Origin of the sequence: Nocardia carnea, assembly GCF_029869215.1 — a bacterium.
Taxonomy (GTDB): domain Bacteria; phylum Actinomycetota; class Actinomycetes; order Mycobacteriales; family Mycobacteriaceae; genus Nocardia; species Nocardia carnea_B.
Genome location: NZ_JARWPM010000404.1, coordinates 1 through 16,665, shown reverse-complemented (window position 1 = coordinate 16,665; position 16,665 = coordinate 1). Strand labels below are relative to the sequence as shown.

20 protein-coding genes are annotated in these 16,665 nt (G+C 69.0%); 7 read left to right on the top strand and 13 right to left on the bottom strand.

Going from position 1 to position 16,665, the window contains the following annotated elements:
• Positions 1-124: 124 nt before the first annotated feature.
• Entirely contained in the window at positions 125-958 is an 834-nt protein-coding gene (locus QH276_RS29470) for a helix-turn-helix domain-containing protein (protein WP_280400775.1), read from the bottom strand.
• Between the two features lie 116 nt (positions 959-1,074).
• Here QH276_RS29470 and QH276_RS29465 point away from each other — a divergent pair, with 116 nt between their 5' ends.
• A complete protein-coding gene (locus QH276_RS29465; protein WP_280400774.1) occupies positions 1,075-1,488 on the top strand; it encodes a hypothetical protein in 414 nt (137 codons plus the stop codon).
• 24 nt (positions 1,489-1,512) lie between these two features.
• Here the strand turns inward: QH276_RS29465 and QH276_RS29460 are convergent, their stop codons facing one another.
• Positions 1,513-2,076, bottom strand: coding sequence for a YceI family protein (locus QH276_RS29460; protein WP_280400773.1), 564 nt, complete (start codon positions 2,074-2,076; stop codon positions 1,513-1,515).
• A 96-nt stretch (positions 2,077-2,172) separates the two neighbouring features.
• On the opposite strand from QH276_RS29460, the gene QH276_RS29455 reads away from it, so the two are divergent.
• Complete coding sequence (locus tag QH276_RS29455) at positions 2,173-2,634, top strand: MarR family winged helix-turn-helix transcriptional regulator (RefSeq protein ID WP_280400772.1); 462 nt, start codon at positions 2,173-2,175, stop codon at positions 2,632-2,634.
• 176 nt (positions 2,635-2,810) lie between these two features.
• On the opposite strand, the gene QH276_RS29450 is transcribed toward QH276_RS29455, so the two are convergent.
• The 8 genes from QH276_RS29450 to QH276_RS29415 form a co-directional block, all read right to left on the bottom strand.
• On the bottom strand, positions 2,811-3,860 hold the full coding sequence (locus tag QH276_RS29450) for an ABC transporter ATP-binding protein (protein WP_280400771.1): 1,050 nt from the start codon (positions 3,858-3,860) through the stop codon (positions 2,811-2,813).
• Positions 3,857-4,681 (bottom strand): molybdate ABC transporter permease subunit, encoded by an 825-nt coding sequence (modB, locus tag QH276_RS29445; protein ID WP_280400770.1) that lies wholly within the window; start codon positions 4,679-4,681, stop codon positions 3,857-3,859. The genes QH276_RS29450 and modB overlap by 4 nt, the downstream gene beginning before the upstream one ends.
• On the bottom strand, positions 4,678-5,478 hold the full coding sequence (gene modA, locus QH276_RS29440; RefSeq protein ID WP_280400769.1) for a molybdate ABC transporter substrate-binding protein: 801 nt from the start codon (positions 5,476-5,478) through the stop codon (positions 4,678-4,680). The genes modB and modA overlap by 4 nt, the downstream gene beginning before the upstream one ends.
• Before the next feature lie 3 nt (positions 5,479-5,481).
• Positions 5,482-5,880 carry a TOBE domain-containing protein gene (locus QH276_RS29435; RefSeq protein ID WP_280400768.1) on the bottom strand — a complete coding sequence of 133 codons (399 nt, stop codon included), beginning with the start codon at positions 5,878-5,880 and terminating at the stop codon, positions 5,482-5,484.
• 41 nt (positions 5,881-5,921) lie between these two features.
• Positions 5,922-6,419 carry a GNAT family N-acetyltransferase gene (locus QH276_RS29430; RefSeq protein ID WP_280400767.1) on the bottom strand — a complete coding sequence of 166 codons (498 nt, stop codon included), beginning with the start codon at positions 6,417-6,419 and terminating at the stop codon, positions 5,922-5,924.
• Between the two features lie 354 nt (positions 6,420-6,773).
• Positions 6,774-7,187 carry a hypothetical protein gene (locus QH276_RS29425; protein WP_280400766.1) on the bottom strand — a complete coding sequence of 138 codons (414 nt, stop codon included), beginning with the start codon at positions 7,185-7,187 and terminating at the stop codon, positions 6,774-6,776.
• Complete coding sequence (locus QH276_RS29420) at positions 7,181-7,399, bottom strand: Rpn family recombination-promoting nuclease/putative transposase (protein WP_280400765.1); 219 nt, start codon at positions 7,397-7,399, stop codon at positions 7,181-7,183. The genes QH276_RS29425 and QH276_RS29420 overlap by 7 nt, the downstream gene beginning before the upstream one ends.
• A gap of 146 nt (positions 7,400-7,545) precedes the next feature.
• Positions 7,546-8,034: a hypothetical protein gene (locus QH276_RS29415; RefSeq protein ID WP_280400764.1), complete on the bottom strand. Its 489-nt coding sequence runs from the start codon at positions 8,032-8,034 to the stop codon at positions 7,546-7,548.
• A gap of 519 nt (positions 8,035-8,553) precedes the next feature.
• On the opposite strand from QH276_RS29415, the gene QH276_RS29410 reads away from it, so the two are divergent.
• Genes QH276_RS29410 through QH276_RS29400 form a run of 3 tightly spaced genes read left to right on the top strand, consistent with a single transcriptional unit; the run spans position 8,554 to position 12,181 of the window.
• Complete coding sequence (locus tag QH276_RS29410) at positions 8,554-9,666, top strand: polyprenyl synthetase family protein (protein ID WP_280406973.1); 1,113 nt, start codon at positions 8,554-8,556, stop codon at positions 9,664-9,666.
• A gap of 14 nt (positions 9,667-9,680) precedes the next feature.
• The gene (gene crtI / locus QH276_RS29405; RefSeq protein WP_280400762.1) at positions 9,681-11,207 is read left to right on the top strand and encodes a phytoene desaturase family protein; all 1,527 of its coding nucleotides are present in this window, start codon (positions 9,681-9,683) and stop codon (positions 11,205-11,207) included.
• Positions 11,204-12,181, top strand: coding sequence for a phytoene/squalene synthase family protein (locus QH276_RS29400; RefSeq protein WP_280400761.1), 978 nt, complete (start codon positions 11,204-11,206; stop codon positions 12,179-12,181). The genes crtI and QH276_RS29400 overlap by 4 nt, the downstream gene beginning before the upstream one ends.
• A 370-nt stretch (positions 12,182-12,551) precedes the next feature.
• On the opposite strand, the gene fabG is transcribed toward QH276_RS29400, so the two are convergent.
• The gene (fabG, locus tag QH276_RS29395; protein WP_280400760.1) at positions 12,552-13,304 is read right to left on the bottom strand and encodes a 3-oxoacyl-ACP reductase FabG; all 753 of its coding nucleotides are present in this window, start codon (positions 13,302-13,304) and stop codon (positions 12,552-12,554) included.
• A gap of 166 nt (positions 13,305-13,470) precedes the next feature.
• A complete protein-coding gene (locus QH276_RS29390; protein WP_280400777.1) occupies positions 13,471-14,025 on the bottom strand; it encodes a helix-turn-helix domain-containing protein in 555 nt (184 codons plus the stop codon).
• A gap of 38 nt (positions 14,026-14,063) precedes the next feature.
• Between QH276_RS29390 and QH276_RS29385 the strand changes: the two genes are divergently transcribed.
• Entirely contained in the window at positions 14,064-15,296 is a 1,233-nt protein-coding gene (locus QH276_RS29385) for a DHA2 family efflux MFS transporter permease subunit (RefSeq protein ID WP_348536656.1), read from the top strand.
• Here QH276_RS29385 and QH276_RS29380 read toward each other — a convergent pair.
• A complete protein-coding gene (locus tag QH276_RS29380; RefSeq protein WP_280400759.1) occupies positions 15,289-15,807 on the bottom strand; it encodes a TrmH family RNA methyltransferase in 519 nt (172 codons plus the stop codon). The two genes, QH276_RS29385 and QH276_RS29380, sit on opposite strands and share 8 nt — an antisense overlap.
• A 252-nt stretch (positions 15,808-16,059) precedes the next feature.
• Here QH276_RS29380 and QH276_RS29375 point away from each other — a divergent pair, with 252 nt between their 5' ends.
• The gene (locus QH276_RS29375; protein ID WP_280400758.1) at positions 16,060-16,560 is read left to right on the top strand and encodes a DUF4870 domain-containing protein; all 501 of its coding nucleotides are present in this window, start codon (positions 16,060-16,062) and stop codon (positions 16,558-16,560) included.
• Positions 16,561-16,665 lie beyond the last annotated feature (105 nt).

Below are 16,665 nucleotides of genomic sequence, written 5' to 3'. Positions count from 1 at the left end.
TTCCTTCGGTCCTGGGCGCGGCCGCCGGGGGCGTTTTTCACCCCCGCGGGCGCCTCTGCGGCCCGGCTCTACAACTAAACGACCTATCCCCCCCCGGCGGGGGCGCGCCCCCCCGGCCGGCGGGTCAGCTCACCCTCGGCGCGCCCGGGCGGCCGGCGCCGCGCGACCGCAGGTAGCGGGTGGTGAACTCGTCCAGCGGATAGAACAGTTCGATCGCCAGCTCCGACAAGGTCACATCGGCGGGTGCGCCGAATGTGGCCATAGTGCCGAACAGCGAGAGCACACCGTCCGGTGTGCCCACCCGGATCGGCACCTGGAAAGGGCCGGGCACCGCGCCGTGCACGTCGTCTGTGCCGGTTGCCGGCACGGGATAGTCCGCGACCTCGTCGTAGAGGTCCCGCAGCCGCGGGTCGCCGGTGGTGCCGGCCTGCCGGGCGAGACGTTCCAGTAGCTGATCCCGGACCTGCCGGGGGTTGGCGAGCCGGGCGGCCAGCCCTTCCGGGTGCAGGACCAGCCGGTACACATTCGGATGCCCGGCCAGCAGGTGCGCTGCCACACCGTCGGTGAGCACCGCCATCGCGGTATTACCCGCGACGACATCCCACCATCGATCCACCGCGACCGCCGGGTACGGCTCATGAGCCACCAGCATATGGTCGAGCGCCGCCCGCGCCGACGCCAGATGCGCGTCGTCGAGGCTGCTCTCCTGGTAGGCGGGCGCGTACCCGGCGGCGACGAGCAACGTGTTCCGTTCGCGCAGCGGCACGTCCAGGGTGTGGCACAGGCGCAGCACCATATCGCGGCTCGGGGTCGCGCGCCCGGTTTCCACGCAGGACAGATGCCGCGCCGAGGAGCCGGCCGCCAATGCCAGATCCAGCTGGCTCAGCCGCCGTCGTTGCCGCCACTCACGCAGCAGCCCGCCGATCCGGGACCGGCCGGTGCTTGTCCGAGGTTCCACCGCGCGAGCGTATCGAGCGACCGAGCACCGCCACCATGACCTCTGAGGTCATTGAGTCGCTGACCCGCTCCGGGGGACAGTCGGAGGCAAGCAGAACACCCGACCGAAGGCAGGATATGACTACCGTGACAGCCTCCGCATCCACCGCCGCCGCCGATGGCCTGCTCCGCCGAGCGCTACGCGTAGACGGCTGGAGCACAGCTGTTTTCGGCGTCCTGATGTCGGCCGCCGCTGTGCCGCTGCGGGACCCGCTGGGGTTGCCGACTTCCCTGTCGATACCGTTCGGCATGGCCATGCTCGGCGGTGGGCTGGTTCTGATTCTTCTTGCGGGCCATCCGGTGATCTCGGCACGACACGCGGCAGCGGTGGTTGCCGTCAACACCCTGTCCGTACTGGGTATGGCCGGGTCGGCGGCATCCGGGTTGCTACCGTTCACCGCCGCCGGGGTCGCGTTCGTGCTGGTCGGTGCCGTGGTCGTGGCGATCTTCGCGGGATGGGAATACGTGGGACTGCGCCGGATCCTCCGGTGAACCGGCGCCACCGGGACGCTGCGGTCAGTCCTGGGCCGGGGTGTCCTGTTTGATGGCGGAGACCTCGAATTCCAGGACCACCTTGTCGGAGACCAGCACACCGCCGGTTTCCAGCGCGGCGTTCCAGGTGATTCCGAAGTCCTTGCGGTTGATCGTGGTCGAACCCTCGAAACCGACCCGGGTGTTGCCGAACGGGTCGTCGGCCTGGCCCTCGAAGGTGAACGGGATCGTGATCGAACGGGTGACGCCCTTGACGGTGAGGTCGCCCGTGACGTCGAAGGTATCGGGACCGGTCGGGGCGATCGCCGTCGTGCGGAAGGTGATCTCGGGGTATTCGTCGAGGCCCAGGAAGTCCAGGCCGCGCAGGTGGTTGTCGCGGTCGGCATTGCGGGTATCGATGCTGGCGACCTTGATCGCCACCTCGCCCGAGGAGTTGGCCGGGTTCTCGCTGTCGAAGTAGGCGCTACCGGTGAATTCGTTGAACGATCCGCGCACCTTGGTCACCATCGCGTGCCGGGTCACGAAGCCGACGCGGGTGTGGGTGGGGTCCAGGACGTAGGTTCCGCTCAGCTCTTTCACGTTCGTCATGGTGTTCGTTCCTCCGCGCTCGAGAAGTAGTTGATGTGTCATATAAAGCCTGCACCCATATTGGTGATATGTCAACTAATGCGATATGCTGCGGATATGGCAGAGACGCGATGGCTCGACGATAAAGAGCAGCGTGCCTGGCGTGGTTATGTGGCGATGCATTCCGAGCTGATGGCCCGCCTGCACCGGCAACTGCAGAACGATTCGGGTCTGTCGCTGGCCGATTTCGACGTTCTGGTCCGGCTCACCGATCGGCCGGAGCCGCGTATCCGCATCGGTGAGCTGGGGCAGGTCCTGCAATGGGAGAAGAGCCGGCTGTCCCACCATCTGGGCCGGATGCAGAAGCGCGGGCTGGTGCGCCGCGAGGACTGCCCCGACGACGCCCGCGGCGCCTTCATCGTGCTCACCGAGCAGGGTCGCGCGGCGATCGAACAGGCCGCGCCCGGTCATGTCGAGACCGTGCGGACGCTGGTTTTCGACGCGCTCACCGAGGACCAGGTGGAGGCCTTCGCGGTTATCGTCGATCGCATCCTCGAGCGGCTCGGCTCCTCCGAGTAGTACCGCCCGGGCGGTGCCTGTTCCGCGGCGCCGTCGTCGGCTCGATCGTGGCCGCCGCCCGTGCTCGCGAGTGCGAATTGCACACATGCCGCGCCCCCCTGTGTGCTGTCGGCGCCCGGTGTGGCCGGGCAGCCGTCACGGCTCGTGCCTCCGCAGGCGCTGGGCTGGGGTGACCGTCAGGCGGGGTAGGTATGGATCTCGGTGGCCTTGAGCGCGGCCCACAACGCCGACCCCGGCCGGATCCGAAGGTCGGCGACGGTGGCCGGGGTGATATCGGCGAGCGCGGGGACCGCGCCGTCGAGGCGCACCCGCACGGTATGCGCATGTTGCTCCAGACCCGCGACGGTCACCGGCCATGCGTTGCGCGGGCTGCCGCCGGGACGTTCGAGGTGCAGGCCGACGGCCGACGGCGCGAACGTCAGATACACCGATCCGGTGATCGGTTCGGCGACGATGAGTTCACCGCCGCCCTCGAGTCGTACCCGGGTGCCCGCCGCACGGCCCCGGAACAGGTTGAGCCCCACCAGGTCCGCTACATAATCCGAGCGCGGCCGCCGCGCGACCTCGGCGGGCGCGCCCTGCTGGACCACCGCGCCGTTCTCCACGATCACCAACCGGTCGGCGAGCACCATGGCGTCCAGCGGATCGTGGGTGACCAGCAGGGTATGCCCGGAATAATCGCCGAGATGGTGGGCCAGTTCGGCGCGCACCCGCATCCGGGTGGCGGCATCCAGCGCGGCGAGCGGTTCGTCCAGCAGCAGCAGCGCCGGCTCGACGGCCAGTGCCCGCGCCAGCGCGACCCGCTGCGCCTGACCACCCGATAGCTCCCGCGGCCTGCTCCGGGCGTAATCCGCCAGGCCGACGCGATCCAGCCATTGCGCGGCCCGGGCGCGCGCCTCGGCCCGGCGCATGCCGCGGGCGCGGGGGCCGAAGGCCACGTTCTCCAGCGCGTCGAGGTGGGCAAAGAGCAGATAGTCCTGGAAGACCACGCCGACCGAACGCTTTTCGGCGGGAACGAATCCGGCGGGCGGGCAGTCCCAGACCTGATCGTTCAGCCGGATCGAGCCGGCGGTGAGCGGAGTGAGGCCGGCCAGGGACCGTAGGGCGGTGCTCTTCCCGGCGCCGTTGGGGCCGAGCAGCGCGACGACCTCGCCGGGGGAGAGGGTGAGGTCCAGGTCGAGTGCGAAATCGCCGCGGGTAACCCGCAGTTCCGCCGCGAGCGTCACAAGGCACCCCGTATCCAGCGCTCCCGCAGCGCCGCCAGCACCACCACCGAGACCAGCAGCAGCACCAGGCTCAGTACGATGGCGGCGGCCGGATCGGTTTCCAGCGCCAGGTATACCGCCAGCGGCATGGTCGTGGTGCGGCCCGGGAAATTACCGGCGAAGGTGATGGTGGCGCCGAATTCGCCGAGTGCGCGGGCCCAGCACAGCACCGTCCCCGCCACCACGCCCGGCAGGATCGAGGGCAGGGTCACCCGCCGGAAGGTGAGCCAGCGGGAGGCGCCCAGCGTGGCGGCCGCCTCCTCGTAGCGCGGATCCGCCCCGCGCAACGCACCCTCCACGGAGATCACCAGGAACGGCATGGCCACGAATGCTTCCGCCAGCACGACACCGGCCGTGGTGAACGGCAGCGAGAAACCGAACCAGTCGTAGAGGTACTGGCCGGCCAGTCCGCGCCGGCCGAGTACCAGCAGCAGCGCCACACCGCCCACCACCGGCGGCAACACCAGCGGTACTGTCACCAGCGCGCGGATCAATCCGCGCCCCGGCAGGTCACCACGGGCCAGCAGCCAGGCGAGCGGAATACCCAGCAGCAGGCACACCACCGTGGCCAGGCTCGCGCATACCAGCGAAAGCCGCAGTGCCTGCCCGACTTCCGCGCTGAACAGCCGGTCCGGCAGATCCCGCCAGGGCGCGCGGACCAGCAGCCCCGCCAGCGGGACGATCAGGAACAGCAACCCGAGCAACGCCGGCGCGACCAGGATCACCGGCCGTCGGCCACGGACCGCCCGGCGGCGGCGCAACGCGGTTGCGCCGCGGCTCACGGTGCGTCGAAACCGGCCGTGGCGAGGACCGATCGAGCCTGCGGAGTGAGTACGAAATCGACGAACGCCCGCGCCGCGGCCGGGTTCGGCGCGGCGGCCACCGGTGCGATCGGATAGTCGTTGATCGCCTGTTCCGCTTCCGGGAATTCGATACCGGTCACCTCGTCGCCCGCGGCCCGCACGTCGGTCCGGTACACCAGCGCGGCATCCACCTCACCCAGCGTGACCTTGGTCAGCACCGCTTTCACATCGGGTTCCCGCGTATCCGGTTGCGGCGTCACCCCGGCCACGGCGAAAACCTGGCTCGCCGCCGCTCCGCACGGCACCTGCTCGGCACACAACGCGATCCGCGGTTCGGGCCGGCCGAAATCGGCGAGCCCGCTGATACTGCCCGGATTCCCTTTCGGTACCGCGATTTCGAGCCGGTTACGGGCGAAGGTGACCGGCCCGCCGGTGATACCGCCGGCCGAGACCACCTGCTCCATATTGCGCAGTGCCGCCGAAGCGAACACATCGGCTGGTGCCCCCTGCCGGATCTGTTCGGCCAGTGTCGAACTACCGGCGAAACTGAACTCCACGTTCACACCGGGATGGGCTTCCTCGAACTGCTCCCCGAGCGTGGTGAACGCCTCGGTGAGCGAGGCCGCGGCGAAAACGGTGAGGGTGCCGCGGATTTCGCCGGCCGGCCCGCTACCGGATTCGCCTCCGGAATTATTCGCGCCGCACCCGGCCAGCACGGTGACCAGCACGACCGCCGCGGCCACACCGCGCAGAACCCGCCCAACTACCGTTGTCATCAGTCAGCTCTCCGGTATCTCGACCACCACATGCGTCGACTTGACCGACGCCACCGCCACACTGCCCACTTCGAGCCCGAGTTCGTCCACCGATTCCCGGCTCAGCAGCGAGACCAGCCGGAACGGCCCGGCCTGCAGCTCCACCTGCGCCATCACGGTGTCCTTGACCACCCGGGTAACAATGCCACGCATCCGGTTACGCGCCGAGGCTGCCACGGTGATACCGGGCTCCGGCGCGTCGGCGATCTCCCGCGCGAATTCGGCCAGATCCCGCCCGCGCACCCCCTTGCGCCCGTTCTCCAGCTGTACGGACTCGAGCCGGCCCTGATCGATCCACCGGCGCACGGTGTCATCACTGACCCCGAGCAACCCGGCGGCTTCCCGTATCCGCAGATGCGTCATGATCCGCAGTATATATCCGTATCTGCGCAATGATGGGCGGCTTATTGCCGGCCTGAGCCTGCGCGTAGCAGCGCTACCGCCATCTCGTGTTCCGGCCGCGGATCGTCGTCCCCGCACGGCTGCACCGTGCCGGTCCGGACGAACCCGTTGCGCAGATACAGCCGCTCGGCGGTCCGATTACCCTCGACCACCCACAAGCGCAGCTCGCCGTATCCGGCACCGCTCGCCCACGCCACCACGGACCGCACCAACCGGTCGGAAATCCCAGTCCCCCGGGCGCTGGGCGCCGTCCACATCGACACCAACTCGGGCACACTGCCGGAAACGACGACCCCGGCCGAACCCACCGGCCCCGAATCACCTTCGGCGACGAAGAATGGATCCCGCCGGGCCGTCCACTCGCGCCACTGCTGTTCGTCCCATTGCGCGGCCTCGGCATGAGTGCTGGAGAAGGTGCCCGGTGGTGAGCCGGCCAGCGCCTGTAATCGCACCGTGCGCGCGACCGGCCAGGCGTCCGGTCCGATCCGCCGTATCCTCATCACCCGATATTCTCGTCGGAATCCTTATACGGCAAGAGAATTCATTCGGCTGGACGCTTACGGAAGGCCGGTCACGTCGGCGGGGTCGCCGCACGTCGGCGGGGTTGCCGGATACCAAGGGAATTCGTGGCTCGCGCCCGGCGCCGGATGGGGCCGGGGAGGGCGGCTACCGGCTGATCCCCGTCCTCCGCACCGCAAGCGCACTCCTCACCGGCTACCCGGAGCCGACGGTCCGGCGCCGCTTCGGCCTCCCCGCCCCGTCCCGGTCGGCACCGGAAAAGACCGCTGAGCCGATCTCGGCGCACCCGGGCGAGCCCAACCCGGCCACAGCCGAGATTGTCTGCCCGTGACGGCTCAGCGGCCGAAGAATTCTTCGAGGCTGTTCGCGGTCAGCACCCGCTCCGTCCACAGCTCGAGTTCGGCCGAGTCGCCGGCCTCCACTCGTTCGGCGACCCAGTCGGGCAGGGTGCCGAACTTCAGGGCGAGCAGACGGAGCAGCGTCCTGATTTGCCCTCGGGACTGACCTTCGGCGCGGAGTTGTTCTGCTGTGGTCATCGCGACCTCCTTCGCCAGCGGACCGAGCCGATCGACCACGCGCTCCAGATCCTGTGCGCTGGTCTCCGACACTTTACTAATGTAGCTGAACAGGCCATACAGGTCATCGGCCCCGCTCGGGGATTCCTCTACCGCCCGCAGCACCTCGATGTGCGGTTGCAGATCCCGGTCCAGATGTTCGTTTCGGAATGCCAGCCGGTGCAGGATCAGCATCCGGCCGGCGTGGTTTTGAACAGCACATCGCTGTCGCGGTTGCGGAGGTCCGGCAAGGTATAGGCTCCGGACGCGAGTTCCATATGGTCCCAGTCGATCAACGCCACCAGCCATTCCGGCAGTACGGCACGCAATTCGGCGGCGGCCGCGACAGGATCCGACATGATCTGCCGGAACAGCGAATCATGCGGATTGTCCTGTTTCACAACCATATTCGGCAACCTATCGGCCACCTGGCGACGCGCCGACGCCCGAAGTCGTCGGACACGCCGCTGCGACACAATCACGCCACGCGCTGTCCGTGCCTTATGGAAGCGGGAAGCCTGGGTTCGGCGAGCCCGCAGTCGGGATGGGGGCGCTAGTTCGCGGGGAGCGTGTATTCGACGGCGACCGACTCGGGCAGGCGCAGTTCTTTCGTGGTGACGGTCGCCTTGTAGTTGCCGGGTTCCTTGGGGAGTTGGGCGCTGTTGTACCAGGGCAGGTGTTGGTCGGGATCGATGATCGAGCCGGCCGCACCGGCGAATTCGATCGGGACTTCGCCGGTGGCTCCCGTGTCCAGGTTTTCCCAGTTGACGTATGCGGTGGTACGGCAGGGGCTGTCCGGGTCGTAGGGCTGGTCGGCGATGAACGTCGGGTCGATGTTGTAGAAGGCGAAGGTGAGCGTGATGCGGGCGGTGGGCACATCGACGTTGCCGCGGATATTGCCGTAGCAGAGGCCGCTGCCTTCGGTGACCATCGTATTGAGGGGTTGTTCCAGCTCGGGGCCGGCCGAGGCGGGGGCCGCGAAGGCGATGGCCGGTACGCAGAGGAGTGAGGCCGCGGTCAGGGTGGTGCCGAGTGCGCGCATGAAGGTCCTCCCGGTGTGTGTGCAAACCTTTCCTTTGCGTCATCGTCACCCGTCCACGGACGTGTTACCCGGATCACCCGTCGCTGTCGCCGGCGGTTGGCGGCTCCGGCCGGATTCTCGCTATGCATCGAAGTTGCATCACTAGTGGAGCAGTGTGAAGGGGTCGTAGACGGAGGTGGCCGGACCGATAGCCCGGCCTCGCGGTCGCGGCGTCGGCATCGGTCCGAGGCCCGCGGCGATGGCGGTGGGGACCAGGTGCCGAAGCGACCACTATCGGTGTGCGGCCGGGGGGCTGTCCATAGCAATTGCCGGGCCGGGCGCGTCGGTGATCGTGAACGGGACCTCGGCGCCGATGGGTGCGGGTGGTCCGGGCCTCGCTGGTGATTTCCAGACCCGGCAGGGGTGTGGGTCCATGCGCTGATCGGGATTCGTCGATTCTGAATGCCGCATCGCTTTTGCATCGAAAGCGCGTTATGGTGGTGATGTCATTCGCCGCCGGAGAACCGCCGAGGAACCTTGATGGACGCAGAGATCGTGCAGTCGGCCCGTACATGCCCCACGAGACCGAGGGTGTCCGATGCCGAGCAGGTGCCGGACTGGCACGACCGAATCCGCACGCGCGTGCTGGCCGAGCTCGCCGGGTTTCTCCGGGACCGCCGCGTCGAGCCGGTGGCGGGGATCGCACTGGAACCGGTGTTGTGGCAGTACGCGGGTCGCGGGAAATGTGTGCGGTCGGCGTTCATGTACGCCGGATGGTTGTGCGGCGCCGGTGAGCATGCCGCCGCCCTGCGTGCCTGTGCGGCGATGGAACTGCTGCACGCATTCGCGCTGCTGCAGGACGATGTGATGGACCGGTCGGCCGCGCGCCGTGGTGAGCCGGCCGCGCACCTGCGCTTCGCCGATCAGTATCGCGACCGCGGATTGCCGGGCAGCGCAGTCCGTTTCGGGGAGGCGGCCGCCACGCTGCTGGGGGATATGTGCCTGGTGTGGTCGGAGCAGATGATGCGCGACAGCGGTGTCCCCGCGGCGGCGCTGGCGCGGGTGTGGCCGCATTACGACCGGATGCGGACCGAGCTGGCGCTCGGCCAGTTCGCCGATCTGGGCAACGACATCAGAACCCGGCCCTCGCTGGAATCCGTACTCGCGATCGCACGGGCGAAATCCGGCGACTACACCGTGAAATGGCCGCTGGTGATGGGTGCGGCCATGGCCGGCTGCGGTGAGCTGGCCGGTGCGGCACTGGGGGAGTACGGCCGCCTGATCGGTGAGGCGTTCCAGCTGCGCGACGATGTGCTGGGTGTCTACGGTCGCTGCGCAATCACCGGCAAACCAGGTGATTCGGATATCGCTGAACGCAAGGCCAGCACGCTGATCGTGGCCGCGGTGGAGATGGCCCGCCCGGGTGCGCGGGAGGAACTGTATTCCCTGCTGGAAGCCCCCGCACTGGACGAGGCCGCGGTCGGGCGGGTGCGTGTGCTCATCACCGCTACCGGCGCTCCGGCGCGGATCGAGGCGATGATCGGCGAACGTGTCGAGGCGTCGCGGCAGGTGCTGTCCGGCGCGAACATACCGGTGCGCCGGCGCGCGCTGCTGGACGCCTTGGCCACCCGCTGCACGACTCGCCGGCTGTGAGGAGGGTACAGACGATGCGACGCATCACGGGGCGCGCCGGGCACGTGGTGGTGATCGGCGCGGGGCTGGCCGGGTTGTCGGCCGCCATTCATCTGGCTGGTCGTGGAGTAGCGGTCACGGTGCTCGAGCGCGCGGAGGTCCCCGGCGGGCGGGCCGGCCGCGCCGATATCGGCGGCTGCCGCCTCGATCTGGGGCCGACGGTGCTGACCATGCCGGACCTGGTCGACGAGGTGTTCGCGGCCGTCGGCGCGAATACCGACGATCATCTGCGGCTGGTGCCGGTGGACCCGGCCTATCGGGCGCGTTTCGCCGACGGCCGCGAACTCGAGGTGCACACCGGCGCCGAACGGATGCGCGCCGCGATAGCCGATTTCGCGGGGGAGCGGGAGGCGGCCGGTTACCTGGAGCTGCGCCGCTGGCTGACCCGGCTGTACGACGCGGAGTTCGAGCGGTTCATCGCCACCGGCTTCGATTCCCCGGCGGCGCTGCTGAACTCCGCTGCCGTGCGGCTGATCATGGCAGGTGGTCTGCGGCGCTGGGACCGTGCAGTCGCCGATCACCTCCGCGACCCGGATGTGCGCAGGCTGTTCACCTTCCAATCCCTCTACGCCGGGGTCGCACCGCAGCGAGCAGCGGCGGCCTATGCCGTGATCGCCTATATGGACACGATCCGAGGCGTGTTCTTCCCGCTCGGCGGGATGCGGGCGCTGCCCGACGCGCTGGCCGCGGTGGCCGTCGAGGCAGGGGTCCGCATCGAATACGGCGCGACGGTGGTGTCGGCGCAGCGCTCGGGTTCGCGAATCCGGTCGGTTACGACCGCGGACGGCGGCCGCGTCGCCTGCGACGCCCTGGTATCGACCACCGAACTCCAGCACACCTACGCCCTTGTCGGGCACCGGTCGCGGCGCCCTCGGCGGCCGGTCGCCGCGCCCTCGGCGGTGGTCGTCCAGCTGCGTTGTGACCCCAGCCCGCAGCTCGCCCACCACACGCTCCTGTTCGGGCGCGCCTGGAACGAGGCGTTCGACGATATCCTCACCCACGGCCGGCCCATGCGTGACCCATCCCTGCTGGTCACTCGTCCCACCGCCACGGACAGCACGCTCGCTCCACCCGGCCGTGATCTGGTGTCGGTGCTCGCGCCCGTACCGAATCTGGCACGGGCGCCGATCGACTGGGACCGCTGCGCGGCCGCCTACACCGAGGAACTGCTCGCCACGGTGAACCGCCGCCTGCCCGTGGCCTTGACCGGCGTGGACATTCTGCACGTACTCACCCCGGCCGACTGGGCGCGGCAGGGCATGCTCGCCGGTAGCCCGTTCGCGCTGGCGCACACCCTCGCTCAGACGGGGCCGCTGCGACCTGCCAATATGATCCGCGGACTGGACAATGTCGTCCTCGCCGGCGGCTCCACCGTGCCCGGTGTCGGCATCCCACCGGTGCTGATCTCGGGACGGCTGGCCGCCGACCGCATCACCGGCGCCCTACCCGCGTCGTCGACCGGGCAATTCGTCTCGCGCACGGACCGGAGACCGGCATCATGACCCACACCGAACTCGACGCCGCGAAAATCCACGACCCGGCACTGCGCCGGTCCTACACCGCGTGCCGCACACTCAACGCCCGCCACGGCCGGACCTTCTTCTCGGCCACCCGGCTACTGGCCCCGGACCAGCGCCCCGCGATCCACGCCCTCTACGGATTCGCCCGCCGCGCCGACGATATTCTCGACACCCTCGATCCGGCCGCGAGTCCCGCCGACCGTGCCGCCCGCCTCGGCACCCTCGAACAGCAGTTCCGCACCCGGGATACCGCCGCGGACCCGGTGCTGGCCGCGGTGCTGCACACCGTGCACACGTATCGGCTCCCCGGCGAATTGTTCGAGGCGTTCTTCGCTTCCATGCGGATGGATCTGACGGTGACCGACTATCCCGACCGCGCCGCGCTCGACCGGTACGTCCACGGCTCGGCCGAGGTGATCGGGCTACAGGTCCTGCCCGTGCTCGGCGCCGTCGGACCCCGCGAAGAAGCCGCGCCGTACGCCGCCGCACTCGGCTACGCCTTCCAGCTCACCAATTTCCTGCGCGATATCGGCGAAGACCTGTCCCGCGGCCGGATCTACCTCCCGGCCGACGAACTCGCGGCGTTCGGCGTCGACCGCGACGTACTGCTCTGGTGCCGGGCCCATCGCCACACCGACGCCCGCGTGCGCCGCGCTCTCGCCCACCAGCATGCCCTCACCCGTGAGCGCTACGCCTACGCCCGAGCGGGGATCACGCTGCTGCATCCGCGCTCGCGGGCTTGCGTAGCCACCGCGCTGACCCTCTACTCGGAGATCCTCGACCGCATCGAAGACAGCGGTTTCGCCGTCTTCGCCCACCGCGCCCACGTGCCGCTCGCCCGCCGGCTCGTGGTCGGCGGACGCGGGCTCCTCGGTTCGTGGCGTGCACGACGCGTTCCCGTACCCGGTCAGCCCGTCGGACCGGCCCCCGTGCCGATCGGCCGGCCGGACCCGTGAACCGGTTTCGGCTACTGCCGGCCGCTGCGTCGACCGGCCGGCGCCCGCATCGACAGCCGCCCGCTGAATGGATGCCGGTCCGGGCCGTGGCCTCGAGCCCTGTACAGCCGGAGGATCGTCCGCGCCCGGTAGGCCGACGCCGGCCGGGCGACCACAGAATCCCCTGGCTCGCTGCGCCGGCCGACCGGCCCGGCTACTCGAACGAACTGGTCCCGTCCCACGGCAGATAGTCCCGGCGGTCGCGCGGCGTACACCACCGGCCAGGCGCGGTACCCGGTCGCCGGGCCGCGTGCGACCTGGGCGGCTCGCCCGGAGCGGTACCCGGGTCGCGGGGCCGCGTGTGACGTAGACGTCCGGGTCGGCGCGGCAGTCAGTCGCGGGGGCCGCCCGCAACATAGATGACCTGACCCGAGACGAATCCCGCACCCTCACTGACCAGGAACGACGCGGTGTGCGCGATATCCTCCGGCTGCCCGACCCGGTTCACCGGGATCTGCGCGGCGGCGGCCTTCTGGAAATCCTCGAAATCGACGCCCACGCGGGAGGCGGTGGCCGCGGTCATATCGGTGACGATGAAACCGGGAGCGATCGCGTTGGCGGTGACGCCGTATTTGCCGAGTTCGAAGGCCAGGGTCTTGGTGAAGCCCTGCATCCCGGCCTTGGCGGCGGAATAGTTCACCTGGCCGCGGTTGCCCAGCGCCGAGGTGCTGGACATGTTCACGATACGGCCCCACTTCTGCTCGACCATGTACTTCTGGGCCGCGCGGGTGAGCAGGAACGCGCCGCGCAGGTGTACGCCCAGTACCGTGTCCCAGTCGTCGACGCTCATCTTGAACAGCAGGTTGTCGCGCAGGACACCGGCGTTGTTGACCACCACGGTGGGCTCGCCGAGTTCCCCGGCCAGCCGCTCGACGGCGGCGTTCACCGAATCTTCCTTGCTGACATCCGCGCCGAGCGCGATCGCCTGACCGCCGGCGCCGGTGATCGCCGAGACGGTGTCGGCGCACGCGGCTTCGTCGAGGTCGAGTACGCCGACCTTCATCCCGTCGGAGGCCAGCCGTTTGGCGATGGCGGCCCCGATTCCCCGGGCGGCGCCGGATACCACTGCGATCCTCTCGGCCATGCGTTCGATGTCCTCTCCTGTGGGCAATAGTTCTTACGCCATCTAACAACGTGTGCCGCCGCGGAGCGAGGGGGTACCGGGACAAGATCGCGCCGGTGCGACTGTGCGCATCGGACAGTCGCGGCCGCGACCTTGCTCCGGTAGGGACGCAGGACCCGTTGCCGGGTCAGAGGGTGCGGAGCCGTGCGCACACAGCCCGGTAGATCTCCGGCAGGCCGCGGCCGGCGGAATCCGGGGCGCAGGCCTCGACCCACTCCTCGAACGCGAGTTGTAGCGTGACCTGTGCGACCTGGACGATCGTGCGCACCCGAGTCCGGTCGGCTGCCGAGCAGCGTCCTTCGATCAGCGCCATCGAACGTTTCGTCCGGTCGGCGTAATGGGCGAGGGCGGCGCGGCTCAGCGCCGCGTCGGTCGAGACCAGTTTCTGGATCCGCAGGGCGGTGACCGCGGCGTCGCATTGTTCGTCGTTGCCGATGACCTCCACCGCCCGGCCGATCGCGGCCTCCATATCGGCGAGGGTCAGCGACCGCATATCCGCGGTTTCGAGGCAGCCGTTCACGGCATCGTCGAAGCCGTAGGAGTCGAACAGGACGCATTCCTCTTTCGTCGTGAAGTAACGGAAGAACGTCCGCTGGGAGATGCCCGCCGCCCGCGCGATTTCTTCACTGGTGGTGTTGTCGACACCTTGGCGTTCGAACAAGCCGAGGGCCGCTTCCCGGATGTCGAGACGGGTGGCGTTCCGGCGGCGCGTGCGGATTCATCCTGCAGCGGTTCGCCCTGCGCTCGATCTATATCGTCGCGATGTCGCTGTTCAGCGCGGGCACAGTGCTCGCCGCGCTGGCATCGGGTTTCGAAATCTTGATCGTGGCCCGGATCGTCCAGGCAGTGGGTACGGCGCTGATGATTCCGCTGCTGATGACGACCATCCTGAACCTGGTGCCCGAGCAGTCGCGCGGCCGGACGATGGGGCTGGTATCGATTGTGATCTCGGTGGCTCCGGCCGTCGGGCCCACCGTGTCCGGCCTCATCCTGCAGTCGCTGAGCTGGCGGGCCATGTTCTGGATCGTGCTGCCGTTCGCGATTCTGGCACTGGTTCTCGGCGGGGTTTTCGTGCGGAATGTGACCGAGCCGCAAAAGGCGCACCTCGACTACATGTCGGTTCCGTTGTCGGCGCTGGGTTTCGGCGGTCTGGTCTACGGACTGAGCAGTATCGGCGAATCCGCGTCCGGGCACGCACCGATTCCGCCGTGGGTATCGCTCGCCGTCGGCGTGGCGGCCTTGGTGCTCTTCGTCGTGCGCCAGCTGAAGCTGGTCGAGAAGGGCCGGGCCCTGCTCGATCTGCGGACGTTCGCGGTGGCACCCTTCCGGCTCGCCGTCGTCCTGATGGGCAGCCTGATGCTGAGCCTGTTCGGTGCGCTCATCGTGCTGCCGATCTATCTGCAGAACGTGCTCGGCAAGGACGTGCTCACCACCGGGCTGGTGCTGCTGCCGGGTGGTCTGGTCATGGGTTTGCTGGCCCCGTTCGTCGGTGCCCTGTTCGACCGGTGGGGTGCCCGGCCGCTGGTGCTGCCCGGCACGCTCGCGCTCAGCGCCGGCTGCTGGATCCTGGCGACCCTCGACGAGCATTCCTCGATCGCCCTGGTGATCACCGCGCATGTGATCGTGAGTGCCGGTATCAGCTGCGGTTTGACCCCGTTGATGACCTCGGCGCTGGGTTCGCTGCCGCCGGAGCTGTACTCGCACGGCAGCGCCACCGTCAGCACCGTGCAGCAGGTCGCGGGCGCGGCGGGGACCGCGCTGTTCATCACGATGATGACCCGCGGCACCGAATCGGCGCTCGGCGAGGGCGCCGAACCGATCGCGGCCACCGCCGACGGTGTACACACCGCGTTCCTCGTCGCGGCAGTGCTGTCGCTGGTTCTGATCGCCGCGGCGGCGATGGTGCGGTCACCGAAGGAACCGGTGACCGCACCGCCCGGCACGGTCAGCTGAGCCCGGCGAGTTTGTAGAGGACCAGGCTCCCGGCAACCGCCACGTTCAGGCTGTGGCCGGTGCCGACCATCGGGATCTCCACCGTCAGATCGACGTGTTCGAGACCCTCCGGCGGGATGCCGTCCGATTCGTGCCCGAGGACCACGATGGTGCGCCGCCGGGCCGCCGGTAGATCGGCGAGCCGGATCGACTCGTCGGTGAGCTCCACACCGATCACCGCCGCCCCGCCGCGGCGCTGCTTGTCCAGCCAGCGGCCGGCCCGCCCGTCGACCCAGTGCACGCATTGCCGGCGGCGCAACGTATTGCCCTGGGCCAGCGCCTCGGGAATCCACGGCCACCGCGGCACCGCCAGGCAGGCGCCGACGGCGTCGCAGGTGCGCAGCATGGTGCCGAGGTTGACGCCGTGCTTGGGCCACAACGGCGCGACGATCAGATGATCCCAGCAACTGTGTGCCCGCTGCCGGCGCTGTCGCCGCAGGTCCGGGCGCGACCGCTGCCGCGGGGCGCTCATCGGCAGGCGGGAAAAACCTTCCCGTAAGGCGGAATCGGTGCGGCGGCCCGCACCCGGGGAAAACCATTCATTCATGGGATGCTTCGCGGCGCATCCGGGCCATCACCGGGACCGGCCCAGGAGGAGGGCCGATACTGCCATCCACCCTACCTGCCGCACAATTCACCTAGGTGTGGGATTTCGGCACTCCCATGGAACCGGCGTTTCGCTCTATTGTCGAACCGTATTTGCCACCAGTCAGTTTGGAATGTGATGACCGCTCCTCAGCCGCCCTTCGACCCGAGCAAGGGCCAGCCGTATCCGTCGCAGCCGGATTTCGGCGCACAACCGCAGTACGGTGCCCCGCAGCAGCCGTACGGCGCTCCGCAGCAGCCTTATGGAGATCCCCAGCAGCAGCCGTACGGCACCCCGCAGCCCTACGGTGCCGCGGTATCGCCCTCCGACGCCAAGACCTGGGCCATGCTGGCGCATCTCGGCGGGATCCTGCTCGGTTTCATCGCCCCGCTCATCGTCTGGGCGATGTACAAGGACCGGGACGAGTTCGTGCGCCGGCATGCGGTGAGCGCGCTGAACTTCCAGATCCTGCTGTTCATCAGCGTGATCGTGTGCTCGCTGCTCATGATCGTGCTGATCGGGCTGGTGCTGTTGCCGATCGTCTGGATCGCGGGCCTCGTCTTCTCGATCATGGCGGGACTCGCGGCCAACAAGGGCCAGGAGTACAAGTACCCGGTCAATCTGTCGCTCGTGAAATGAGCCGGGCGGGGTGAACCCGCCCGTGCCGCCGCGGGAAACGAAACGGGCCGGTTTGCGGTAACGCGGGGGAGGAAAACGTGGCCGGAGCCGGCAGCGCCGGTCCGG